The 22,925-nt window shown below is 64.7% G+C and carries 32 protein-coding genes; 3 read left to right on the top strand and 29 right to left on the bottom strand.

The genetic code is table 11. The features are described 5' to 3' along the window. Position 1: 1 nt before the first annotated feature. From CMV14_RS24130 to CMV14_RS24080, 13 genes are all read right to left on the bottom strand, one after another. A complete protein-coding gene (locus CMV14_RS24130) occupies positions 2–376 on the bottom strand; it encodes a helix-turn-helix domain-containing protein (protein WP_013039053.1) in 375 nt (124 codons plus the stop codon). After that, positions 373–711, bottom strand: a complete 339-nt coding sequence (locus CMV14_RS24125) for a hypothetical protein (protein ID WP_013039052.1) — start codon at positions 709–711, stop codon at positions 373–375. The genes CMV14_RS24130 and CMV14_RS24125 overlap by 4 nt, the downstream gene beginning before the upstream one ends. Positions 712–886: 175 nt before the next feature. Beyond that, complete coding sequence (locus CMV14_RS24120; RefSeq protein WP_013039051.1) at positions 887–1,090, bottom strand: hypothetical protein; 204 nt, start codon at positions 1,088–1,090, stop codon at positions 887–889. A 160-nt stretch (positions 1,091–1,250) separates the two neighbouring features. Continuing rightward, the gene (locus CMV14_RS27445; protein WP_236614771.1) at positions 1,251–1,565 is read right to left on the bottom strand and encodes a nucleotidyl transferase AbiEii/AbiGii toxin family protein; all 315 of its coding nucleotides are present in this window, start codon (positions 1,563–1,565) and stop codon (positions 1,251–1,253) included. Beyond that, positions 1,534–2,301 (bottom strand): nucleotidyl transferase AbiEii/AbiGii toxin family protein, encoded by a 768-nt coding sequence (locus CMV14_RS27440; RefSeq protein WP_237267768.1) that lies wholly within the window; start codon positions 2,299–2,301, stop codon positions 1,534–1,536. The genes CMV14_RS27445 and CMV14_RS27440 overlap by 32 nt, the downstream gene beginning before the upstream one ends. Then, positions 2,294–2,902 (bottom strand): DUF6088 family protein, encoded by a 609-nt coding sequence (locus CMV14_RS24110; protein WP_021245567.1) that lies wholly within the window; start codon positions 2,900–2,902, stop codon positions 2,294–2,296. The genes CMV14_RS27440 and CMV14_RS24110 overlap by 8 nt, the downstream gene beginning before the upstream one ends. Positions 2,903–3,081: 179 nt before the next feature. After that, a complete protein-coding gene (locus CMV14_RS24105) occupies positions 3,082–4,194 on the bottom strand; it encodes a relaxase/mobilization nuclease domain-containing protein (RefSeq protein WP_021245566.1) in 1,113 nt (370 codons plus the stop codon). Next, entirely contained in the window at positions 4,187–4,747 is a 561-nt protein-coding gene (locus CMV14_RS24100) for a plasmid mobilization protein (RefSeq protein WP_066969467.1), read from the bottom strand. Before CMV14_RS24100 ends, CMV14_RS24105 begins: the two co-directional genes overlap by 8 nt. Positions 4,748–4,953: 206 nt before the next feature. Continuing rightward, positions 4,954–5,901, bottom strand: a complete 948-nt coding sequence (locus CMV14_RS24095) for a ParB/RepB/Spo0J family partition protein (RefSeq protein WP_021245564.1) — start codon at positions 5,899–5,901, stop codon at positions 4,954–4,956. After that, positions 5,901–6,665, bottom strand: a complete 765-nt coding sequence (locus CMV14_RS24090) for a ParA family protein (protein WP_021245563.1) — start codon at positions 6,663–6,665, stop codon at positions 5,901–5,903. The genes CMV14_RS24095 and CMV14_RS24090 overlap by 1 nt, the downstream gene beginning before the upstream one ends. Positions 6,666–6,677: 12 nt before the next feature. Continuing rightward, positions 6,678–6,854: a hypothetical protein gene (locus CMV14_RS26920; protein WP_013039042.1), complete on the bottom strand. Its 177-nt coding sequence runs from the start codon at positions 6,852–6,854 to the stop codon at positions 6,678–6,680. 191 nt (positions 6,855–7,045) lie between these two features. Continuing rightward, positions 7,046–7,438, bottom strand: a complete 393-nt coding sequence (locus CMV14_RS24085) for a DUF3768 domain-containing protein (protein ID WP_031291473.1) — start codon at positions 7,436–7,438, stop codon at positions 7,046–7,048. 307 nt (positions 7,439–7,745) lie between these two features. Then, entirely contained in the window at positions 7,746–7,937 is a 192-nt protein-coding gene (locus CMV14_RS24080; RefSeq protein ID WP_232307277.1) for a hypothetical protein, read from the bottom strand. 762 nt (positions 7,938–8,699) lie between these two features. Between CMV14_RS24080 and ltrA the strand changes: the two genes are divergently transcribed. Together ltrA and CMV14_RS24070 are read left to right on the top strand one after the other, a co-directional pair. Beyond that, a complete protein-coding gene (ltrA, locus tag CMV14_RS24075; protein WP_066970370.1) occupies positions 8,700–10,565 on the top strand; it encodes a group II intron reverse transcriptase/maturase in 1,866 nt (621 codons plus the stop codon). A 186-nt stretch (positions 10,566–10,751) separates the two neighbouring features. Continuing rightward, positions 10,752–11,732 (top strand): IS481 family transposase, encoded by a 981-nt coding sequence (locus CMV14_RS24070; RefSeq protein ID WP_096367656.1) that lies wholly within the window; start codon positions 10,752–10,754, stop codon positions 11,730–11,732. 63 nt (positions 11,733–11,795) lie between these two features. On the opposite strand, the gene CMV14_RS24065 is transcribed toward CMV14_RS24070, so the two are convergent. After that, positions 11,796–12,317, bottom strand: a complete 522-nt coding sequence (locus CMV14_RS24065; RefSeq protein WP_021243662.1) for a hypothetical protein — start codon at positions 12,315–12,317, stop codon at positions 11,796–11,798. Between the two features lie 107 nt (positions 12,318–12,424). Next, positions 12,425–12,589 carry a hypothetical protein gene (locus tag CMV14_RS24060; protein WP_007688065.1) on the bottom strand — a complete coding sequence of 55 codons (165 nt, stop codon included), beginning with the start codon at positions 12,587–12,589 and terminating at the stop codon, positions 12,425–12,427. 306 nt (positions 12,590–12,895) lie between these two features. Here CMV14_RS24060 and CMV14_RS24055 point away from each other — a divergent pair, with 306 nt between their 5' ends. Next, entirely contained in the window at positions 12,896–13,330 is a 435-nt protein-coding gene (locus tag CMV14_RS24055) for a thermonuclease family protein (RefSeq protein WP_021243663.1), read from the top strand. A gap of 75 nt (positions 13,331–13,405) precedes the next feature. On the opposite strand, the gene CMV14_RS24050 is transcribed toward CMV14_RS24055, so the two are convergent. The 14 genes from CMV14_RS24050 to CMV14_RS23985 form a co-directional block, all read right to left on the bottom strand. Continuing rightward, entirely contained in the window at positions 13,406–13,813 is a 408-nt protein-coding gene (locus tag CMV14_RS24050; protein ID WP_007688067.1) for a single-stranded DNA-binding protein, read from the bottom strand. A 407-nt stretch (positions 13,814–14,220) separates the two neighbouring features. Further along, positions 14,221–14,892, bottom strand: a complete 672-nt coding sequence (locus CMV14_RS24045) for a hypothetical protein (protein WP_031291055.1) — start codon at positions 14,890–14,892, stop codon at positions 14,221–14,223. Between the two features lie 113 nt (positions 14,893–15,005). Beyond that, a complete protein-coding gene (locus tag CMV14_RS24040) occupies positions 15,006–15,947 on the bottom strand; it encodes a DUF2493 domain-containing protein (protein WP_031291054.1) in 942 nt (313 codons plus the stop codon). A gap of 349 nt (positions 15,948–16,296) precedes the next feature. Next, entirely contained in the window at positions 16,297–17,037 is a 741-nt protein-coding gene (gene arsH / locus CMV14_RS24035) for an arsenical resistance protein ArsH (RefSeq protein WP_066970268.1), read from the bottom strand. Further along, positions 17,037–17,468 carry an arsenic resistance N-acetyltransferase ArsN2 gene (gene arsN2 / locus CMV14_RS24030; RefSeq protein ID WP_007688071.1) on the bottom strand — a complete coding sequence of 144 codons (432 nt, stop codon included), beginning with the start codon at positions 17,466–17,468 and terminating at the stop codon, positions 17,037–17,039. Before arsN2 ends, arsH begins: the two co-directional genes overlap by 1 nt. Further along, positions 17,465–18,532: an ACR3 family arsenite efflux transporter gene (arsB, locus tag CMV14_RS24025; RefSeq protein WP_007688072.1), complete on the bottom strand. Its 1,068-nt coding sequence runs from the start codon at positions 18,530–18,532 to the stop codon at positions 17,465–17,467. Before arsB (CMV14_RS24025) ends, arsN2 begins: the two co-directional genes overlap by 4 nt. Further along, on the bottom strand, positions 18,529–18,969 hold the full coding sequence (gene arsC, locus CMV14_RS24020; protein WP_007688073.1) for an arsenate reductase (glutaredoxin): 441 nt from the start codon (positions 18,967–18,969) through the stop codon (positions 18,529–18,531). The genes arsB (CMV14_RS24025) and arsC overlap by 4 nt, the downstream gene beginning before the upstream one ends. Further along, a complete protein-coding gene (locus CMV14_RS24015; RefSeq protein ID WP_007688074.1) occupies positions 18,966–19,502 on the bottom strand; it encodes an arsenate reductase ArsC in 537 nt (178 codons plus the stop codon). The genes arsC and CMV14_RS24015 overlap by 4 nt, the downstream gene beginning before the upstream one ends. 12 nt (positions 19,503–19,514) lie before the next feature. Then, the gene (locus CMV14_RS24010; protein WP_013849891.1) at positions 19,515–19,853 is read right to left on the bottom strand and encodes an ArsR/SmtB family transcription factor; all 339 of its coding nucleotides are present in this window, start codon (positions 19,851–19,853) and stop codon (positions 19,515–19,517) included. Positions 19,854–19,905: 52 nt separating this feature from the next. After that, positions 19,906–20,175, bottom strand: coding sequence for a zincin-like metallopeptidase domain-containing protein (locus CMV14_RS24005; RefSeq protein WP_096367884.1), 270 nt, complete (start codon positions 20,173–20,175; stop codon positions 19,906–19,908). Between the two features lie 348 nt (positions 20,176–20,523). Beyond that, positions 20,524–21,588 carry an ACR3 family arsenite efflux transporter gene (arsB, locus tag CMV14_RS24000; RefSeq protein WP_066970392.1) on the bottom strand — a complete coding sequence of 355 codons (1,065 nt, stop codon included), beginning with the start codon at positions 21,586–21,588 and terminating at the stop codon, positions 20,524–20,526. Then, positions 21,585–22,112, bottom strand: a complete 528-nt coding sequence (locus CMV14_RS23995) for an arsenate reductase ArsC (protein ID WP_096367739.1) — start codon at positions 22,110–22,112, stop codon at positions 21,585–21,587. Before CMV14_RS23995 ends, arsB (CMV14_RS24000) begins: the two co-directional genes overlap by 4 nt. Then, positions 22,109–22,465 (bottom strand): ArsR/SmtB family transcription factor, encoded by a 357-nt coding sequence (locus tag CMV14_RS23990; protein ID WP_066970295.1) that lies wholly within the window; start codon positions 22,463–22,465, stop codon positions 22,109–22,111. The genes CMV14_RS23995 and CMV14_RS23990 overlap by 4 nt, the downstream gene beginning before the upstream one ends. After that, positions 22,465–22,917, bottom strand: coding sequence for an ArsI/CadI family heavy metal resistance metalloenzyme (locus CMV14_RS23985; RefSeq protein WP_066970291.1), 453 nt, complete (start codon positions 22,915–22,917; stop codon positions 22,465–22,467). The genes CMV14_RS23990 and CMV14_RS23985 overlap by 1 nt, the downstream gene beginning before the upstream one ends. Between the last annotated feature and the right edge of the window lie 8 nt (positions 22,918–22,925).

Below are 22,925 nucleotides of genomic sequence, written 5' to 3'. Positions count from 1 at the left end.
GTCAGCCTTGTCCTCCGCCCGACCGTGCGCGCAGATAATCGGCGAAGCGGCCAAGCTCTTCGCGGTCCTGAGCGGACAGATCGGCAACGCGCCGCGCCAGATGCGCGACATCCGCCGGCAAGCTGGCCGAGGTTTCGTCCTCACCAGTGAAATAGCCGACCGATTGACGATAGAGACGCGCGAGGCGGGTTAACTCGATCGCTTCGACACGGCGCTGCCCGTTCTCGATGTCGGTAAGCCCCGTGCGCGGGATCTTGAGATAGGCCGCGACCTCTTCCTGCTTGAGGCCAAGATATTTCCGGGCCTCGCGCAGCCGTTCGCCTAAGCGCCGCCGCTCCTCCTCGTCGTCCTCGTGACGCAATGCGAGATTGGTCATGGCTTCGATCCTTTCTTGCGAATCCATACGCGCTCGATCTTGGGAACGAGATGTTCGAGCGCGGCTTCGATCGAACTGTAGCCACCTGTGCGGACGATACTTTCGCGCAGCTCGAAGCCGACAACCGGTTCAAGCGCGCACAGCGTATCGACGACCGACAGCGAATCCATCGGAATAGGCGCCTTGATGATCTCGGGATTATCGGGGGGAAGCGGAATGCCGCGTACCTGCGCCTCCGCTTTCGCCACTTCGATGAGCTCGGCCACGAGCGCCGCGATGACGTCGCTCTTGGGGAATGCTACCGTAACCGGCTTGGTAGGTGCAATTGTCGCCATCTACGCCTCGCACGATTTGCCTACATGAGTTGTATATAGTGTCGGATATTCCGACATGCAAGACAATATCTTTGATCGGAGGCCGCCACGGCTCGATCGATATCGTGGGTCTTTTTCTCCATGTTGGGCAGACCGGACTCTCAAAAGAGGGCGATCTCCCTCGTGCGTTAGCCCATCACACGGGTGGATTGATGTCAGCCCAATGGGTGACTTCTTCTAGGATATGCATGCTTTCGGGATCCTCCCAGCCTTCGCGGTCGCTATCCCATCGCCCGATCACAGGGAGGTCAACCTCCCAGAGCAGCAAGCGACGGCCATCTTTCCGGTCTTCCGGCAATGTCGCGATCGGCTCCCAAGGGATGTGCTTGGCGGTGATCATGCAAGTTCCCTCGCTCGCTTCCATTCGTGCCGCATTTAGCTCATCTCTGTGCAGGCACGAAACTCAGCTGGTTGTGGATTTAACATAATATATATTATCAGTCTTTTATTGTTTTATTTCAAATACTTAGTTGGATAGCTCTTTCGCAACCCCCCGGGCATTAGCGCCCGTTAATCGCCGCCTCTATCGCCGCCAGCCCTTTCATCAGCGCATCGAATTTCGGCGGCGCGGCCATGAACATGTCCGCCATCGCGCTATAGTCCCGATCAAGCTTCTCCAGAACGGCTCCGTCAGGCGAAAGGCGCAGTGTTCCAAGCACCGCCGTGTCGTAGGATGCTGACTTGTCCGCGAACATCAGGCTCTTGTTGTGGACGACCTGCTCGAGCAACTCGATCCGCGCCAGCGCTTCGGCCGTGACGCCGGCCTGGTCAAGCATCAGCACGTCATAATAATGGCGCGACATGCCCTCGCGCAGCTTGCCGTTGTGATGGATCGCAGGAAGGATCGTGACCTTTTCCCAGAAGGTCCCGCGCGACGGCGAGCGCTGGCACTTCGGTCACCGCATCAGGCAGCTCCTCGCGAAAGTCCTCGGCCAGATAGGGTGATATGGGTCGGAGCTCGAACGGTTCGGTGTCGCCGCGGGCGCCAAATTCGAGCTTGATGCGCTGCTTGATGTATCCGCTTTCGTCCGCACCGCCGTAATTCTCGCCATAGGTGAGCCCGTAGCCCGAAGTGCGCGGGTAGACGAAGAGCAGCGTCTGTTCGTCCTCGTCGTCGGGATCAAGGACGAGGCTCCAGCCCTCGCTGGTGCCGAGAGCGGCTTCGATTTCGCGCGCCAGGAGCGGCATTGCGACGGTCGCGACATAGGCCTGCGCCGCCGTCTTGAGCGCCCTGGTCCGGCGCTCGCGCTCCTTGCCGGTAATGTCGTCGTCCATCGGCGACGCGACGTCCATGAGCAGCGGCGCCGAGCGGCTAATGGTGAGGTCGATGTCTTCGGAGAAGCGCTCGATGATCCCATAGGCCTTCGACAGCGACGTCCCGCCCTTGAAGGTCATATGACCGGCAAGGTCGGGGCACATGATCAGGCGGCGCAGCGTCCAGCAGACCCAGAAATCCTTCTCGATGATGATGGGCGTGAAATCCCGCCGCGCGGCGGCTTCATCGATATAGGCCCGGCGATCCTCGGCCGGGCGGCGCGCGAACTCATCCATTGCGGGCGGCGCCGATCTTTAAGACGACGTCGCCCATCCACCCGGGCATCTCGGCCCGGGCCTGGGCGAGCATCCGCATGTCGCGATCATCGAGACGGGCGGCGAAGTGCCGGATCTTGTCGCTGTCGATGTTGTCCTTCCCCAGATGCGCGAGCGCCTGCACGACCGCGTTGACCGAGTCAGGCGCATTGTCGAGCACCGGTGCACGGCTGTGCTTGAGCGTCAGGCTGCGCCCGCCCGCTTGCCTGACCCGGGTCCGCCCGGTGGTGGCATAGCTGGCCCGGGCGGGAACCTGGGTCGATAGCCCGAGCCTGTTCGCCGCCGCCGCGCCCGACGGCGCGAGCTTGTCCCCGCTCTGCGTCGAGAGGGCCTTGGCGACATTGGCGGGATCGGGACTGAGCGCCCCGAGCTTGTCATGCTGGCGCGGATAGTCATAAAGGCCCCGGCCGATGCGGCGGATGTCGCCGGCGCTCGCGAGACGCGACAGCGCCATGTCGACCGACCCGCGCGTGCCGAAGTCGACGAAGTTCTTGGGCGTGAACACCCAGCCGCGGCCCTTGCCGCGCACACGCTTCATGATCCGATCGGCTACCGCAGACATTGGTCGATGCTCCTCCTTGTTAGATAATAGCACGCTTTTTTCTAACAAGCTATGAGCTAGATTTTACGTATAACATCCCTGTTTTCCGGGAGATTCTTTCGCACTCATTGATAGGACTGCTCCCTTGTAGGTAAGTCCGGAAAGCCGCGCCCGAGTCGGCGAAGCTAGCGTGGCCGACATCATCGCTCGCGGTCCCGGCCTTGCGGCGGCCGCTCGTCCGTCCCCGCAGCACCATCCTGCGGCGGGTGTGTCCGATCCTGCGGCGGCCGCTCCGATTGCAGGATCTCCCGAGCACGCGCGAGCCGCCGCGATACTGCCGGCGGCATGGCCCCCAGGAATCCGGCAACCTCTTGCGCCAAGGCCCGGTCTTCCTCTTTCCCCGTAGCAGCGAGCGCGACGGCGGCCTCGGCATAGGCGCCGCGGATCTGCTTCTGGCGGGAAAGCGCCATCACATCTTCCGGTCGGCGCTCCTGGTCGGCCGCGCGCGCGAAGCTTTGCGCCCGCAGCTCGTTCAGCTGCTCGAGATTGAGCCTGCGCCGCTCGGTTCCGAGCCGGGCATCGAGATGGAGCGCGGGCGAGCGGACCCGCTTCTGGACATGACCACGTGCGCGCCGGGGCGTCGCTTCCGCCGCGACACCGCGCGCGCGCAGTTCGTGCGCAAAGGTCTCACGCATATGATGGAGGTCTGCCTTGCGCGGATTGAAGCGTGTTCCGTCCGCCCCTTCCGTCGCCACCGTCAGATGGACGTGGGGATGATCGGTGTCGGTATGGAGCGCCAGCATATAGGCATGGTTCCCCTCGAACAGGATCCGCGCGAACGCCTGCGCCGCATCATGGAGCGTCTCGGCGTCGGTCGATCCCCCGGGCATCGAGAGCACCAGCGACATGGACGTCGGCCGCTCCCGGCCATGTTCGTTCATGGCCTCGTCGAGCATCGCCCAGTCCTGAGCGATCGCCTTGAGCCGATCCGGCTCGGTGATAATCTCGCCCTCGCTCGATCGGACGGCGAGCTTCCCGTGGCGCGCCACATAGCCGAAATGCTCGGCGACATGTTGAGCGCCATATTGCTTGCCGGAGACCTTCACCATCACCTCGGGCGCCTTGCGCACGATCCGCTCGAGCTTGGCGCGCGCCTCGGCCTGGCCCATCGACATCGGCCGGGCGGCCCCGCTCCCGCTTCCGCCCGGTTTGATCCGAACATACGCGCCGCGCAGGGTCCGCTTGCCGCCGACCGGCGGCCGCCAGGCTTCCATCAGGCTGGGAAGCGGGAGAACCCCCTCCTCCTCACGCATCGGCCGTGTCCCAGTAGCGAAGATCGCCCTTGAGCGCGGCCCCGAGACCGGCGAGCGCATCGACGATCTCGGACCTAAAGCTTGCGACCCTGGCCGCTTCCCGCGCGACGTCGAGGCCGGATTCGACCATCACCGAGGCGTTGAGCGCGCGGGTCGCCTGGTTGAGGTTGATCCCGATCCGATTAAGCTCGCGCCACGCTTGCGCGACCGCCGCTCGCTCTTCGCGGGGCAAGGGTGCGTTTGCGCGCAAGTGCCGCGCCAGCAACGTGGTGATCCAGTCGGTACGCTTCATCCCCAGCGCATCCGCCGCGCGATCGAGCGCGGCGATTTCTTCCGGGATCAGCCGAACCTCGACCCGGCAGGTTGCGCGCTGGCGGGCGCGCGGCGCCTGATGCTCCTCCCCCGCCTCCATGGCCAAGGCGTCACCGATCAAGCGGCGCAGCAGCGCCGAGCGGCCGCCCGATACCGCCGCGAGCGCGGCGAAGCGCTGGGCGACATCATCGTCGAGCCGAAAGGTGAAGACGGGCATGTGGCCAACGCTATTGTCATACATCCCCGGCGCCAAGCCTATCCGGCCCTCACCTTTACTCAACTCATCTTATAGTCTGCTTGGGCAGACTATCACTCTTCGGTCAGTGAACCCCTCTCGAATATCGATCGTCCGCAGCAAGGGGCGGCACCTTCGGCGCCGCCCCCGCCCGTCGACACGAAAAGGGCCGCACCCCGAAGGGTACGGCCCAAACCATCGTACAAGATAAACTACGAACGCGGAGGAGGCGGGTCAGTTGTTGGCAAGGCCTCGCTTCTCTCGCCGGTCGGACCGATTGACGAGGCAGCGACCTCCCGCTCGCGGCCATCCTCGAAAATCACCGTGACCAAAGGCGCCAGCGGGAGCCACGCAGGGAATCCGTCGACCAGAACCGGTAGTCTCGGAGATCGGATCGGCGCGGAGGGTTTGTCCGTGAGGCCCGATCGAACCGGATCGCGGTCGGTGGGCCCCAATGGCTTTGCCACAGGCGCCCGCGGAGGGACCGGCGCCGGGTGCGTCTGCTTGAGTTCGGCGATGAAGCGCGATCCTGCGGCGAGCGTTGCCCCGGCGTCGCCCCAGCTGGCGACATAGGCCTCGACCTCGGCAGGGTAGTCCCTCGCCGTCCGGTGCAGATCATAGAGAAGGCGAATGGGCGCAAACGGCAGGGCCTCTTTGAGATAGGCCGGCATGTCGCCATAGGCGGCATAGAGCGAGACGAACTGCTTGGATCGGCCGAGTGCCGCCGCGATCTCGACCTGGTTCATCCCGCCCTTGAGCATCCGGGCGATCGCATGGGCGAGCTCGACCGACGACAGATTGGCGCGCTGGTCATTCTCGACGATCTGGTCGGCCAGCAGTTGCACCCCCTCGCCGAACGGCACGACGATCGCGGGGATCGTGGCAAGGCCCGCCAGCTGCGATGCGCGGAAGCGGCGCTCGCCCAGACGTATCCGGTGCATGCCGTTCGCGTCAGGCGGCGTGACCGTGATCGGCTGCAGCACGCCGCGCGACGCGATCGAGGAGGCCAGCTCAGCGAGCGCGTCATCGTCGAAGCTGCGCCGGGGATTGCCGGGGTCGGGCAGGATGCGCGCAAGCTCGATATCCTCGACCCGGCGCGCCCGTTCATGGCCGCCGACAAGAAGTCCGAACTCCTCGATGCGTTCGTCGAACTTGCCCATCAGGCGGCCGCGACCTCCTGGCTTGTCATGCGCCGCTCGATCTCAGCGAGAACCGCGCGGATCTCCTCGGCCGCAGCCTTGGCGCCGCTGCCAGTCTCCTGCCATACCGGACGATGATTTTCCGCGGCATGCTTGTAGGTCGGCCGTGCCTTGATGAAGGCCGGGAACATGAGCTTCTCGCCGACCGCATGCGCGAGCTTCACCGCATTCTCCATCTCGCGCCGGTCGAACGGATTGACCATCGAGGGGAGGAGCCCGAGGAAAGCGATCTTGCGGCCGGCGCGCGCGGCCTCGGCTTTGCGCAGCGCGGTCAGCAGCATCTTGGCGCATTCGACCGAATCCTCAGCCACCTGCACCGGCGCGATCACGGCATCGGCGACCGCCATCGCGCTCAAGGTGAGCTCGTCCCACTTCGGCCCCGTGTCGATGACGCAATAGTCGAAATGCGGGCGGAGCGCCGGGAAGCGCCCGATGAAGTCGCGCACATCCTGCGCCGCCTTGACCATCTGGAGGCGGGGATCGGCACCGAGCACGGTTAGCCCGGCCTGCCCGTCGGCGCACAGGGCAGCGGCAGGATCGAACAGGTCGGCGGAAAATCCGCCTTGCCGCTCGGCGCCCAGGCGCCGCGTCGAGCTGCCCTGCGGGTCGAGATCGACGAAGGCGACGCGGCGCTCAGGCGGTTCAGCAAGATACCAGGCGAGATGACTGGCGAGGAAGGTCTTGCCGACCCCGCCCTTGAGCAGGCTGACGACGATCGTCTTCATGACCGCGGCACCTCAGCAATAGTCGTCCGGACCATCGCGCAGGTTGCGCTCATAATGATCGCGCGAGGACCAGTCGCCGCCACCGCCAATGCCGGGACCGACATAGCGGAACAGATAGACGGTGAGGGCGAAGCAGCCGAACGCGAAGAGAAACGCGTGATCGGGATGCGCGGCGAAATATGCGGCCATGATAAGTCTCCTTGGAGCCAGTGAACGGGCAAGCGAACGGCGCCACTGGCGCCGGCCACGCGCAATCGCGCGGCATCTCAGACCCGCGCCCTCCCCTCCCACATTTGCGGATGCGGCGTCCGTTGCCCGCATAGTCTGCTCAAGCAGACTATGCGGGCCATCCCCCCGGTCGGGGGGATGGCTGCGCCGGATCAATATTCGTCGGCCAGCAGAATGGTGAGCACGCGCGTCGTGACCTCGGGGTTGGCGGCATCCGCCGAGCCATAGGCGAGCTCGAGATCGTAATAGTCGATCTTCCAGTAGAGGATCGCATCCTCGAACTCGAAGCGGCCGAAATCATGCTCGCCGATCGGATCGTTGTCGGGCGTGAAGCTGTCATAGTCGCGCACGATCCGGATGATCTCCGCGCGGCGGCGAAAGCCGCGGAACAGGGCGATGTCGCCGATCAGCGCCGCAACGCCGCCGGTCATCACGACCTGGTTGCGGCCCGGGCTATGGATGGACCGGCGAAGCGCGTCATTGAGTGCGGCGACGCGGGCGATCCGCTCGGCCTGGCTCATCGCATTCGGGGAGGATTGGGACATGAGAACGCTCCTGATCTGTCCGGCCCCGCCCGCCGGGGCCTTCCGACAGGCGTGCCAAGGGCCGGCGGCAGAGCGCGGCCGCGCACCCGCAGGGTCGCAACGGCAGTGGAGAAGCCCGCAAAGCGGGCTTGCGCGGGCGCGCGCGCCGGCCAGGCAAGCCGACAGGAGGAAGGTCTTGGCGGGCGGAATCGCAAAGAGGTGATTGCGGTAACCTGATCCTCTGGCTCCGCGGAGAGCCCGGCGCTATCCTCTGCCAGTCATGACGAGCAGCGCCACTCTCTTCCGCCTTGCCCCGGCCTGGACCGCGTCACTCCAGGCGATGCGGCTGCGCCAGATCCTCGTCCGATCGCAATGCCGCCGCTGCGGTGCCTTGATGCGCGAGGATGTCGATGCCCTGATCGGGCTCCATGGAGCAGGCGCCAGCCTCATCGACCGGCAGGCCCGATGCCGCATGGTCGGCTGCGACGGCGCGGCTTATTATCTCGCGGCGCGCGGCCATGACCGTCCCTGGCACATAATGCTGCACGATGAGCACTTGCGTGCGGGCCTGGCCAACTGCCCTCCAGCGCGCGGCGCGTCCGGCCGGGCCATAGTTTGCGCGCAGGGTTGAGAAGTGCGAGCAGCCACGGCAGGGATCGTCACCCGAATGGGCGTGCGCCGTTGTGGCGCGAGAAGAAAGGAGTGTTCTACCGAACGAAACTTACTGGCACAGTTTCTGCCTGACCGACTTACCGGTGCCGGTGATGAGCCGGCTGAGATTCCGAAAGGGAAACGGGACCATAGCATGTCGGTGAAGGGATCGAAGCCTGACTCCGCAGTCGGGCGGTTGACCTCCGGGCAAGGTGCGCATGGTGAAGACTGGATTGTCTGAATCCCAGTTTCCAGCGGTTAATAGGTGAGCGATGGCGAACGCGGATGACACGCCATTTCGTGCAGGGCGAGGAGCGCGGCCTAGCGAATCGCCGCCAGTCTGCACGGCGCGGCCCCGGTCAGGGGATCAAGGAAACGAACGGGGCACCTAAACGCATCGCGACTCCTCCTCGTGCAACTACGGGATCGCCTAAACAGGCCAGCGTATCGGACCTGCATGGCGACGGAGCCGTCATAGTACTCAAATGCCCGGTGTAATGGCCGGGACAGCCACCGCGAGGTGGACGGACCAGCGGTACAAGCGGCGAGTGATCGCCCGTAAAATTCGCCCGGTACGGGGGAAGGACGGCAGTTCTGCGTAACTCGACCAATCGATGGAAAGGAACTGCTGATGCAGACCGCTATTATCCTGAGAAGGCTCGAAACTCTTCCGGCCCTGTCGCGGGCGGGAAAGCGGGTCAATGGTCTTCACCGTCTGTTGAGATCGTCGCATCTCTATGAACGGGCCTATGTCAAAGTATCCCGGAACCGGGGTGCCGCGACACCGGGCGTTGACGGGCAAAGCTTCGACGGCATGACGCTTGAGAGGTTAGCCAATCTCGCCCGGCAGGTGGCCGATGGCACATACCGCCCCCGACCGGTCAGACGGGTCTATATCCCCAAGGGCAATGGCAAAATGCGCCCATTGGGCATCCCTACGGTCGATGATCGCATTGTTCAGGAAGCGGCTCGAATCGTCCTCGCGCAAATCTATGATCCTGTGTTCTCAAAACATAGCCATGGGTTCCGCACGGGACGCTCGTGTCACACGGCGCTCGAAGAGATCCGTAATACCTGGACAGGCATGAAATGGCTGATCGAGGTGGATGTTCGCGGGTTCTTCGACAACATCGATCATGACATCCTGCTCAGGCTTCTCTCGAAACGCATCGATGATCCTCGGTTCATCGGTCTGATAGAACGGATGTTGAAGGCGGGCGTCATGGACGACTGGATGTTCGAGCGGACCTATAGCGGCACCCCTCAGGGCGGCGTAATCTCGCCCTTGCTGGCCAACATATATCTCCATGAGCTTGATGAGTTCATGGAGGAAATGCGGGTCGGCTTCGATCAGGGAAAAACGCGTAGGGCAAATCCTGCCTATACGCGTCTATCTCGCCAGATCGCCGATTATCGTGCCGAGATCGATGCCCTCCGCGCCGGTGGCGCGGACGATGCCGAGGTCCGCAATCTGTTGAAGCGGATCAAGGCAGTCACGAAGGAAAGGCAGGCATGTTCGTCTGTCGATCCAATGGACCCCAACTTCCGGCGCCTGCGCTATTGTCGCTACGCCGACGACTTCCTCGTCGGTGTAATCGGCAGCAAGGCTGATGCAAAAAGGATCAGGGCTGAAATCGAAGCGTTCCTTCGTGATCGGCTCAACCTTGAGGTGTCACCGGAAAAAACACGGGTCAGTGATGCATCGAAGGGATCGCCGTTCCTTGGCTTCCACGTTTGCGCCTTCACGTTGCGGTCTGCCGGATCAATGGCAGGGCGTCCGAAGGTCGGTGGCGGATCACGTCGTGTCCGTCGCCGACCAACGCGGGGCAATATCAAGCTGTGGGTGCCGAGGTCGCGGGTCTATGGGTTCTGCAGGCGTAAGAAACTCGGCAACCTCGACTTGAGGAATGGCCGGGTACGTCCGCAGTTCCTCGACTCCAGTGTCGCGGAAATGGTCATTGCCTACAACTCAGAGCTACGTGGCCTCGCCAATTATTATGCGATCGCCGACGGCGTGAAAAGCTCGCTCAACGGCCTTGAACTCGTCATGTTCAGGAGCCTACTGGCGACCATCGCGTCGCGGCAGCGCATAACGCGGGCGCGAGCCATGGCAAATCTGAAACTGGGGACGGACTATGGCGTGAAAACCATGGTACGGGGTGAACTGCGGGTCCAGATGCTCTGGCGGTTGAAGCACTTGAACGCTCGGCCTTGGCAACAGTCGGTCGTGGATAACACCACTGTCGGCTCACGCCTTGCGTTGAGCACGAACGACATCATCACACGCCTCAGCGCCCGCGAATGCGAGAGCTGCGGCGATGTTGATGGCCCGTTCGAAGCGCATCATCCCAACAGACTGAAGGACAAGCGGCGCGGCCCGATGACGGCGTGGAAACAATCGGCTCGGCGGCGCGTAACTGTCGTTCTGTGTCGCTCATGCCACGTCCACCTCCACGGCGGCCGGTTGACCAGCGGAATGGAGAGCCGTGTGCATTGAAAGGTGCAAGCACGGTTCGGGGGGAGGCGCTGGAACGTCCTCGAAAGAGGCGTTCCGCGTCGACCCTACTGAGACTTGGCACAAGGCTCAGGGCGAAGCCTAGATGTGAGCTTTCAGGAGGTTGTTCATCCGGCGTGACCGGATCAGACTGATGTTGCGACACGTCAGGTCTGGAGGAACGACCGGATGAACATCCACAAGAATGCCCGAACCACGCCCTTCAGTCGAGCCGAGATCGTCCGGCGCGTGATGGTTCTGCGCGAGACGCCCAGGGCGGTCGCGACCGCCCTGGGCGTCTCGGAGCGAACCGTAGCCAAGTGGCTGGCACGTTATCGGATCGAAGGCGAAGCCGGTCTCGTCGACCGCAGCTCGCGCCCACACGCCATGCCCCGCGCCACGCCCGCCGACCGCATCGAGCAGGTCATCGCCCTGCGCCGTCAGCGCCTCTGCGGCAAGCAGATCGCCGCCACGCTGAAGCTCTCGCCAGCCACTGTCAGCCGGATACTGCGCAACGCACGCTTGAGCCGAATGCGCGATCTCGATCCTCCCGAGCCCATCCGTCGCTATGAGCGCGCGCACCCCGGCGAGCTGATCCACATCGACATCAAGAAGCTCGGCCGCTTCGAACGCGTCGGCCATCGCATCACCGGCAATCGGACAAAGCAGAGCAGCACTCGCGGCAGCCGTGCTGGCGAGCGCTACGGCGCGGGCTGGGAGTTCGTCCACGTCTGCATCGACGATGCCTCGCGCATCGCCTTCAGCCAGATCCTCCCCGACGAAAAGAAGGAAAGCGCAACCGCCTTCCTCTTCGCCGCCATCGCCTATTATCAAAGCCTCGGCATCACTGTCTCGCGCGTCATGACCGACAACGGCGCCTGCTACAAAAGCTTCGCCTTCCGCGACGCCTGCAAAGCACTCGGCCTCAAGCACATCCGCACCAAACCCTACACGCCCAAGACTAACGGCAAGGCCGAACGCTTCATCCAGACCAGCTTACGCGAATGGGCATATGCTCGCGCCTATCCAACCTCCGAGCACCGCAAACGCGCCCTCAGTCCATGGCTCCATAATTATAACTGGCACCGCCCCCACGGCAGCTTACAATCACAACCGCCCATCAGCCGACTACGTCAGCCAATGAATAACCTGTTGAGGCTCCACACCTAGAGCCCGGTCGGGCCGCGCCGGAGCCGCCATTCTCAGCGCATAGATGCAAAGAAATCCCGACTTTCAGACGGCAACCGCCCGGCGCAAATTGCCAAGAGCAGAGCACAATTTCTGCGATACCTTACGGAGCTGCTGAAGCCTCTCCACCGCCTCGCTCTCTTCGATCACGAGCGTCGAACGATCAGCCTGCCGTGCCCGGATCGCGATCACACGAAAGATGGCGGCCCATCGACTGGTCCGTTCGACTGTCAGCTTCGCCTGGCCATGGGCGAGCATCGTGCGCAGCCCCTCCTGGGGCCGAAATTCCGCCAGCAGGCTCGCGACACCATTTCCCTCCACGGAAAAGGGGCCGCCCTCATTGACGAGTGCAGCCAGGTCATCGAGCCGTTGCCCGACCAAATGCCGTAGCTTCACCGACTGTCCTCGTCCCGGGTGAGCGCTCAGATGCAGCAAAGTCTCGGTAACGGCCACCTCCACCGAGGCGAAGCATTGCAGACAGGCGCCGCGCCAGGCGTTCACCTGCTGGATGACGCGCGCCCACAGGGCATCATCGCCGGCATTCGCTATCTCAGCCTCAATCGTCATTATCGCAGCATAGGCGCGGCATCTGAACAATCGGTTCTCGTCTTCGGCGCAAGCCGCGATCGAAGCGAGGGGAATAACCGGGAGCCGAGCGGCTCCCGGACGAGCCGTCAGGCAAAGGGATCGAATTCGGTGACGATGGCGACGCTGCCGTCGGCGTCTTCGGCGGTGATGACCCCGTAATGCTGACCGATCGCGATGACGAAGGTGACCATCATGAGGCTGCGCGAGAGGCTGAAGGCGTGGCGGCGAGCGATTGCGATGTCGGTGAACATGTCGAGGCTCCTTTGCGCGCCGGCGGGTTCGTCCCGCTCGACAGGCGCCCGATGTGTCCGGCCGGTGGCCGCGATCACTTTTTTGGCTGGAGGCCCAAAAAGCCGTAGCGAAGCGACCGGACCCCTTGCGGGTTGATCGCAAAAGGTCACCGGGTGGACCAAGGATCGCGCCGATTGAGAGCGGGCGAACCCGCCGGCCAGGAGGCCAGGTCCCCGCCGATGTCCCGCCCCACCCCTTGCCCTGCCTGCCGCTCCCTTCAACGGGGTCCGGATGACAGGCCGCCGCTTGTCGGTTAGCCCCGCCGGATGCTGTTCCCGCTCCTGCTTGCCGCCGCCGTCGTTCCTAATGGTCAGACCTTCGCCTGTACGCCGACGCGCGTCTGGGATGGCGATGGCCCCATCTGGTGCCGCGAGGGCGCCCATGTGCGGCTCGCCGGCATTGCCGCGCGCGAGATCGACAACAGCTGCCGCCCCGGCCAGCCCTGTCCGGGAGCAAGTGGCCCGGCCGCTCGCGACGCGTTGGTGCGCTTGCTTGGCGGACCGCGCGGCCAGACATCCACGGGGCATATTCGCGTGGTTGGCCCCACCATGCGCTGCGTCTCGACCGGCGAGGCCAAGGGCAACCGGACCGGCGCCTGGTGCAACGCGCCAGGCATCGGCGATCTCAGCTGCGCGATGATTGCGACCGGCACCGTGCTGCGCTGGGAGCGCTATGCCAAGGGGCGATGCCGATCCCGCTGATCCGTTTGGGACCATGCCGCGCCTGAACAGGATAAGAGGCCCGGCGGCGATGCCGCCGGGCCGCCCTGTCCGACCTCAGAAGGGGATTTCATCGTCCTCGGGCTCGTTGCCGCCGCCGCTATTCTCGTTCGACTTGGCGCGAGTGAGGAAGGTAACCTCGTCGGCGATGATCTCGACGCCGTAGCGTTCGATATTCTCGCTGTCGGTCCAGCGGGTGTAGTGGATACGGCCCCGGACCATGACCTTCATGCCCTTGTCGACATATTGCTCGACCGTTTTGCCAACGCCGTTGAAGCAGGTGATCCGGTGCCATTCGGTGTCCTCGAGGCGGCGATTGTTGTCGTCGCGCAGGATCTTGCCGTTGCTGTCGCGCTTCGGGCGCGAAGTGGCGAGGCTGAAATGGGTGATGCGGGTGCCGCCCTGGGTGGTGCGGGTTTCCGGCGTGCCACCGACATTGCCGGCGAGGATGACGAGGTTCTGCATGGCCTGGGTTCCTTCGATATGGGTCCAAGGGACCGTCCCTTCGACTGATCCCCGGCCAAGGCGGACAGGACGGCCCATCCACCGGCAGCGCAGCGCCGGGGAACCCCGAGACAAGGGGTGGTGCGGGCAGCCGTGGCACACGGCAACTCGGCCCGATGGCTCGCGGGTTGGATGGGGCGGACGGCCGGCTTAGGGGTCAGATGAGGAGAAGGACGGTGCGTCGCTTGGACCATGACCGGAGCCCACCCATCGAAACCGCCGATATTGCCGGCTTTGCTGGGCTCGCCGATCCGGCATCTCGCGGACCTTACGCCCGTGCCTTATCTGCCCGTCCCTTGAGCCGCAGGACGGGATTGTAGATCCTTCGCATGGCCTCTCGCGGGCTCGACATGATGTCCGTTGCACAATCACGCGGAGGGGGATGAGGAGGAGGTGGGCAAGGTGGCGGCGCCTGGCATGGCTGGGCTCAGGCAGGCCGCCACAGCATCGAGGAGCTGCGTGGTCTCGCAAAGCACGGCGCCGATGTCGCAGGCATAGCCACCTGCCACCAGCGCGTCGATCCGATGCACAGCATAGGCCGGGCCGAGGCTCTTGATGAAATCGGTCAGCGGACGACCGGGCGCCGGCAGGCCTAGCTGCCGCGCCTCGTCGAGGGCGCGGACAAGGTCATGACGGATATCGCGGACCAGCGCATCGTCCGTCCAGCCATGACCCAAAAGATGCGCCTTCAAACCCAGTTCGCAGGAGATCGCGAGCGAGTGCAGTGTCGGCGCAAGCGCAATAGATGCGCCAATCTGCGCGCCGCGATGAAACGCGCGCGCACGATCGAGAAACACGGCTGCAAGCACCGGATCGCCGGGCGCCGCCAATCTTTCGATCGCGCGCCAGCGGCGCGGCGTCAGTTGGCGGAGCCAGGAGGGACCCGCCCGGTTGCGCAGATGCCGCAGGCAGGCGCCATCAGCTTCGTCCACATCGCGGCCTGTCGACCATAACGACAGCAGCTTCGCATTCCAGTGGCGGCCATGCGCGGCGCGGAAGGCAAGGAGCACGCACACACTGGCGCGATCGGGCATGAACATGATGCGGAACCTCCGAAAGGGAACAAGGGACGCATCCACCCCGCCCCCTCCCCTCCGGCACCGGCATTCGTGAGATTGAGAAAAGCCGGCCGCCGAAGCGGCCGGCACGGCGGTCAGCCGCGGGATAAAGCCGCCGGCGGCGTTCCGAGCGGTCCGCGGCGATCGACGACATGGATGCCGCGCGCCTTGGCCTCAATTACCAGCCTTTCGGTGACGCCGTTGCCCTGGAAGGCGATGATGTAGCGCGGCTTGACCGAGAGCATCTGCTCGTTGCGCCGGAAGCCGGCACGATCGCCGAGCTTGCGATCAAGGCCGAACCGCAGCTGCTGGATGCCGTTCTGCTCGGCCCAGGATGCTGCAAGACGCTCGATGCCCTTCATGTCGCCGCCATGGACGAGATACATGTCGCCCACACGCTCGCGCACGGCCTTGAGGGTCCGCAGCAGATTGTCGGCAAACTGCTTAGCCTCGTCATCGCTGGCGAAGCGAAGGCGCCCGCCGGCGAAGACCACGGGCGTGCCATGGACCATATTGGCATCGCGCACCCGCTCGCGCCGCGCCTGCAAATAGGCCCGGCCATCGACGATCGCAGCGGTCGTGCCGAGCGAGATGCGGTTGCCGGTCGCGGGCACCCAAGAGCGACCGGTCTCGTGCAGATAGTGGCGCGCCGCGGTGTCGCGCATCCCCTCATAGGCCTGGGCGGACTGCTCGACCTTGCGGGCGAGATCGATCTTGTCCTCGAGATCGGCGGTCGCGATCTCCGACCCGTCCTGCTCGGCGAGCAGGAGCCGGATCTCGTCGGTCAGGCGGTCGATCAGCTGATGCTTCTTGGCGGCCGCGCGGTGAAAGAGATTGACGAAGCCCCAGCCCAGATCCTCGATGTCGCGTTCGAGCGCGGTGAAGGGGAAGAGCGCGAAGAGATCGCTCCAGATGGCGCTGACGGTCTGTTCGAGCGCCTCGGCCGGTGGCGGCGCTTCGATCGAGCGTTGGTCGCCCGTTAGGTCGAGATGGCCGAGTTCGAGTGCTTGGAGCACTGCTGAAAGGGAGCTGGTCATGAGGGATTGCCTTTCCGTGTCGCAGGGCCGGCGGCCTTCCCGCCGGATGCGCACCCTCCGGGCCATCGAAAAAGCGGCGGCGGCACCGCCGGGCAACGCCCAAGGGGAACCCGATAAGGTCCGGGTGGTGCGGGCAGGCGCGCCTCGGCGCGCCAACACGGCCGGGCCGTTCGGGTTGCCGCCGCCAGCGCGATGGCCCATGTGCCGCATCCTCTGGCGAAAGGCGCGAAGGCCCTGTCGCGTCAGGCATTCATGGCGCGGAGAAGCCTAAAGAAAGGGCTCCCGCGAACCGGGCTCCCGACAGGGACAAAGCGGCATCCACGCTCGCCGCGTCGGAAGAGCCCGGCCGTCAGGCCGTCGACCGTGAGGCCAGATATTGTGCCGCGTCGCGCTTGGCGGCTGCCGCCTTGCGTTCCGAATAGCGGTCCACGAGCTGATCGGCATGGCTACGTGTCAGCACCGTGAAGCGCACCAGCTCCTCCATGACGTCGACGATCCGGTCATAATAGCTTGAGGCTCTGAGACGGCCGTCCTCGTCGAACTCCTTGAACGCCATCGCGATGCTTGACTGGTTGGGGATGGTGAACATGCGCATCCACCGCCCGAGCAGCCGCAACGTGTTGACCGCGTTGAACGACTGTGATCCGCCCGAAACCTGCATGACTGCCAGGGTCCGGCCCTGGGTCGGACGCATGCCGCCGAATTCGAGCGGCAAATGGTCGATCTGGGCTTTCATGATGCCGGTGATCTGGCCGTGCCGCTCGGGGCTGCACCAGACCATGCCTTCGGACCAGAGCGCATGCTCGCGAAGCTCATGCACTGCCGGGTGGTCATCGTCCTTGATCTGGTCGGGGAGCGGGAGATCGGACGGATCGAAGATCCGCACTTCGGCGCCGAAGAGGATGAGAAGCCGGGCCGCTTCCTCGACCGCGAAACGACTGAACGACCGCTCGCGCAGCGAGCCGTAGAGGAGGAGGATGCGAGGTTTCGGCTCAAGCGCGCCGAGCCCGGCGGCGAGATCGGGCCGGATCATTGCGCGGTCCAGCGCGGGCATGTGATCGGGTTCGGGAAGGATACGAAGACGCGACATCAGGCAATCCATTTGTACAAAAGGGCGGCGCTCGCCGGGCATAGCGATCGGAACTCGGCCGATTGCGCGATGACGGCAGGAACGTCGGTCCGTTCGGCTGTTTCATAGCCGTGACGGCGAAAGAAAGGCTCGGCGGTCGTGGTGAGCAGGTACAGGCTAGTCGCGCCCTCATCAGCTGCAGCGCGTTCGACTGCCGTGAGAATGGCACCGCCCAATCCGCATCCGCGCCGATCGGCCTTCACGACCAGCGAGCGCAGCAGGCGGTCGGAGCCGTCGCCTTCGATCCCGCCATAGCCGACAAGGCCAACATCATCCTCGAACCGAAAGAAGCGGCGTCCCGCCTCGGCGAGATCACTGGCAGGCAGACCCGCCGCGCTCAGCTCCGCCATCAGGTCGGAAAGCGACCTGGAATCCAGCAGTGTAGCGATCATGCAGGAACGCGTTGCTCGTACCAGGGCCGCGTCTTCTTGACGATGCTGACGACAGACAGCATTACCGGCACCTCGACCAGCACGCCCACCACGGTCGCGAGCGCGGCCCCGGAATTGAGGCCGAACAGGCTGATCGCGGCTGCAACCGCGAGCTCGAAGAAATTGGACGCGCCGATCAGCGCGGCCGGAGCGGCGACGCACCAGGCCACGCCGAAGCGCCGGCTGAGCCAATAGGCCAGGCCCGCATTGAAGTAGACCTGGATGAGGATGGGAATGGCAATCAGTGCGATGACCAGCGGATGAGCCAGGATCGCCGGGCCCTGGAAGCCGAACAGGAGGACGAGCGTCGTCAGCAGCGCAACCAGCGACACCGGCCCAAGCGTTGCCAGCAGCCGATCGAGCGCCGGCTGCCCGCCTGACGATAGCAACGCCCGACGAATGATCTGCGCGACGATGACGGGCACGACGATATAGAGCAGGACCGAGATGAGCAGCGTGTCCCAGGGCACTGTGATCGAGGCGACCCCGAGCAGCAGTCCGACCAGCGGTGCGAAGGCGAAGACCATGATCACGTCGTTGAGCGCCACCTGGCTCAGCGTATAGGTCGGCTCGCCGTCGCACAGGTTCGACCAGACGAACACCATCGCCGTGCAGGGGGCGGCGGCGAGCAGGATGAGCCCGGCGATATAGGCGTTGATCTCGCCCTGCGGCAGCAGCGGCCGGAAGAGCCATCCCAGGAACAGCGTGCCGAGCAGCGCCATTGAAAAGGGCTTCACCGCCCAGTTGATGAAGAGGGTGACGCCGACGCCCTTCCAGTGTTGGCGAACCGACCCCAACGCGCCGAGGTCGATCTTGAGCAGCATGGGGACGATCATCAGCCAGATCAGCACAGCCACGACCAGGTTCACGCGCGCGATCTCAGCCGATGCGATGGCTGCGAACAGATTCGGCAGCGAATAGCCGAGCGCGATGCCGACAGCGATGCAGAGCGCCACCCAGACGCTCAAATAGCGTTCGAAGCTGTTGATCGCCGGCTTGGGTCGTGCCGCAACGGTCGCGTTCACGCCCCGATCCTCTTGCCGGCGGCGTCGATGACCTGCTCGCCATCTTCCTTGGTGAAAGCCCCGCGCTGGGCGGACGGGAGAAGATCGAGCACCTCTTCCGATGGACGGCAGAGTTTCACGCCGAGCGGCGACACAACGATTGGCCGGTTGATGAGGATCGGATGTTCGATCATCGCATCAATGAGCTGGTCATCGCTGAGCGTCGGATCGGCAAGACCCAGCTCGGCGAAGGGCGTGCCCTTCTCGCGGAGCAACTGGCGTGCGCTGATGCCCATGCGGGCGATGAGCGAAACCAGGCGCGGGCGGTTGGGCGGCGTCTTGAGATATTCGATCACATGCGGCTCGATCCCGGCGTTGCGGATCATCGCCAGCGTGTTGCGCGACGTCCCACACTCGGGATTGTGATAGATGACGATATCGATTGCGGCATTGCTCATGCGCTGGGTGCCTTTTCGCTTGGGAGGTCGGCGCGGCCCTGTTCCTTGCCGATCCGGTTCAGCCGGTTCTGTAGACTCATCTTGTCGAGGCCTTCGAACGGCAGGTTGGTGAACAGCGAGATGCGATTGAACAGCATCCTGTAAGTATCGAAGAAGGCCGCGTGCTGCACCGTTTCGCTGTCCTCGATAGCGGCCGGATCGGGCACCCCCCAATTGGCGGTCAGCGGCTGCCCCGGCCAAACCGGGCAAAGCTCATTGGCGGCATTGTCGCAAACGGTGAACACGAAATCCAAGGACGGCGCATCGGGGCCGGAAAACTCTTCCCAGCTCTTCGAGCGGAACCGGCTTGCGTCGTAGTTCAGCTTCTCCAAGAGATGAATGGTGAACGGATGGACCTCGCCCTTGGGCTGGCTGCCGGCGCTGAACGATTTGAAACGGCCTAGCCCCTCACGGCTGAGGATCGCCTCGGCCATGATGGAACGGGCGGAATTGCCCGTGCAAAGAAACAGTACGTTCAACAGGCGATCCGTCATGTTGATGTCCTTTCAGGCAGCACGACAGGCAAGCAGTTCATCCGCAAGTGGATGGCAGAGCTCGGCCCGGCCACCACAGCAGTCCTTGACGAGGAACAGCATCACGGAGCGTAGCGCATCGAGATCGGCGCGGTAGTTGATGATCCGGCTGCGCCGCTCGGATGTGACCAGGCCGGCACGCGCCAGGGTCGCCAAATGCACCGACATCGTGTTCTGCGGGACATCCAGCGCCTTGGCGACCTCGCCGGCGGGAAGGCCTTCGGGTTCGTGACGCACCAGAAGGCGGAAGGCGTCGAGGCGCGTGGCTTGGGCAAGCGCGCCCAACGCGACGATGACAGATTCGTTATCCATATATCCACGATAGCGGATATATGGATATAGTGCAATCGGCGACATGGCGAGATCAAGCAGCCGCCTGCTCGTCCAGATCATCCTCGCAAGCGAGATCGGTTGCCCGCAGCAGAAACCCGGCGGCTTCCTCGGCTCGCGCAGCCGCCGTCAGCAATGCGCGATTATCCTTGCGCAAAATGGCGAGCCAGGATCCGATATAAGCCGCGTGGTCGTCGAGATGGGTGGTTGGGAGACCCACATCGGCGCCAACCAGCGCTGCTGTCAGTTCGGCCACATATCCTGACAGTCCAGCCAAAAACGGCGGTTGGAAGGTGAAATCCATCGGTGCCTCCAGCACTGCCCAAAACCCCATGGCCTCCCCCGAGGCGGGGGTGGGCGGCGAGAGCGACCGGAGAGGCCCGCCGAAGCGGCGGGCTGCACCCGCAGGGGCGAAATGCAATGGAGCAGTCCGGCGCAGCCGGACTTGCAGCGCGCCGTGGCGGGCCTAGAAGGGAGCGCCGACCACTCCCGCCTTGAGGGAGGCCCGACGAACAGCGCCGCCGCGCCAGCGGCGACCGCTGGGTGCGGGCGAAGCCCGTGCCGATCGCCTATGCGACTGGGCGGCCGATCCCGAGAGAGAGCGGCCGCCCAGGTCTTCTATCGTTGATGATCGCGAACGCGCCGCGCAGGATTATGCAGGCAACGACCGCTCATACCAGGGCCGCGTCTTCTTCACGAGCGCGACGACCGAGAGCATCACCGGCACCTCGACCAGCACGCCGACGACGGTGGCGAGCGCCGCGCCCGATCCGATGCCGAACAGGCTGATCGCCGCGGCGACGGCGAGTTCGAAGAAGTTGGACGCGCCGATCAGCGCGGCGGGCGCGGCGACGCACCAGGCGACGCCGAAGCGGCGGCTCAGCCAATAAGCGAGCCCGGCATTGAAATAGACCTGGATGAGGATCGGCACGGCGATGAGCGCGATGACCAGCGGATGCGCGATGATCGCCTCGCCCTGGAAACCGAACAACAGCACCAGCGTGGTGAGCAGCGCGATCAGCGATACGGGGCCGAGCGCTGCCAGCAGGCGATCGAGCGCCGGCTGTCCGCCAGAGGCCAGCAGCGCGCGACGGACAAGCTGCGCGGCGATTACCGGCACGACGATGTAGAGCAGCACCGAGATGAGCAAAGTGTCCCACGGCACCGTGATCGACGCGACCCCGAGCAGCAGCGCGACGATCGGCGCGAAGGCGAACACCATGATGACGTCGTTCAAGGCGACCTGGCTCAGCGTGTAATTAGGCTCGCCCTCGCACAGGTTGGACCAGACGAACACCATCGCCGTGCAAGGCGCGGCGGCGAGCAGGATGAGGCCGGCAATATAGGAGCCGATCTCGGCCTCGGGCAGCCAGGGGCGGAACAGATAGCCGAGGAAGAAGGTGCCGAGCAGCGCCATCGAGAAGGGCTTCACCGCCCAGTTGATGAAAAGCGTGACACCGACGCCCTTCCAGTGCCGCCTGACTGATCCCAGCGCGCCCAGGTCGATCTTGAGCAGCATCGGCACGATCATCAGCCATATCAGCACCGCGACGACGATGTTGACGTTCGCGATCTCGGCCGCGGCGACGCGCGCGAACAAGCCGGGCAGCGCATAGCCGAGCGCGATGCCGACGACGATGCAGGCCGCGACCCAGAGGCTGAGATAGCGTTCGAAGGTGCCGATCGCGGGCTTCGCCGCCGCGGCGGCATCGCTCACGCGGCGTCCCCGCGCCGGTTGCTCGCGCCTTCGCCCTGACCGATCTCGCGGACATGTGCCCTCAATGCCATCACGTCGAGCTGGTCGAACGGCAGCGCCATGAACAGCTTGATGCGGTTCTCGAGATAGCGCAGCGCTGTCACGAAGGCGCGCTCGCGCTCGATGTCGTTGCCCTCGACATGGCTCGGATCTTCGATGCCCCAATGGGCGGTCATCGGATGGCCGGGCCAGACCGGACACGTCTCGCCCGCCGCATCGTCGCAAACGGTGAACACGAAATCCATCACCGGCGCGTCCGGCACGGAGAACTCTTCCCAGCTCTTCGAGTGAAGGCCTTCGGTCGGGTAACCGATGCGCTCCAGCAGCCTCAGCGCGTCGGGGTTGACCGCGCCCTTGGGGAAGCTGCCTGCGGAATAGCCGCGGAACCGGCCTTCGCCGAGCTTGTTCAGTGCGCTCTCGGCGAGGATCGAGCGGGCCGAGTTACCCGTGCAGAGGAACAGGACATTGAAAACACGGTCGGTCATTGAACGGCTCCGGGTTGGCAGCAGGCGGCCCTGGTGACCACGTCGGCGAGCGGAGCACAGATCTCCGGGGCGCCGCCGCAGCAATCCTCCATCAGGAAGCCGAGCAGGTCGGTCATGCGGGCATAATCAGCGGTGTAGATGATCGACCGGCCCTCGCGCCGCGACGACACGAGCCCGGCGTGGCCGAGGATGTTGAGGTTGCCCGAGAGCGTCTGCGGGACATGGCCCGTCGCGCGCGCGATATCGCCCGAGGCCATGCCCTCGGCGCCGGCGCGGACCAGCAGGCGAAAGACCTCGAGGCGGCCCGGATGCGCGAGCGCCGAGAGCGAGGCGACGGCAGCGTTCGCGTCCATCAGCAGCACGCCTGCTTTGGCGCGGGCGCATCGGCGGGGCCGCAGCAGGCCGCGGCGGGCTCGGGCAGCACCTCGTCCTCGCCGTAGCTGGTCGCCTCACCGAAGGTGAAGAAGGTCTCCCAGCGCACGCCGGCGGGATCGCGGACCCAGCTCTTGTCCGACTGCGCGTAGCAGCAGGTGGTCGCTTCCTGATCGAACGTCTCCGCCCCGGCGGCCTTGAGGCGACCGGCGAGCGCGCCGAGCTCATCGGCGCTGTCGACCTGGATGCCGATATGGTCGATGCCGGCCGCGCGCGCGCGCTCGGAGATCGCGAAGTTGACCTTGGGATCGTCGAGCATCCACTTGGCGTAGTCGTCCTTCACGACGACGGGCGCGGCGCCGAACAGCGTCTCGTAGAACTGGATCGACGCGCCGAGATCGGGCACGCTGACGTGCAGATGGATGCGCTTCATGGAATGGC

It is taken from the genome of Rhizorhabdus dicambivorans (assembly GCF_002355275.1).
GTDB lineage: Bacteria > Pseudomonadota > Alphaproteobacteria > Sphingomonadales > Sphingomonadaceae > Rhizorhabdus > Rhizorhabdus dicambivorans.
Note: the sequence above shows the minus strand (reverse complement) of the source record. Positions and strands in the feature narration are given on the sequence as shown.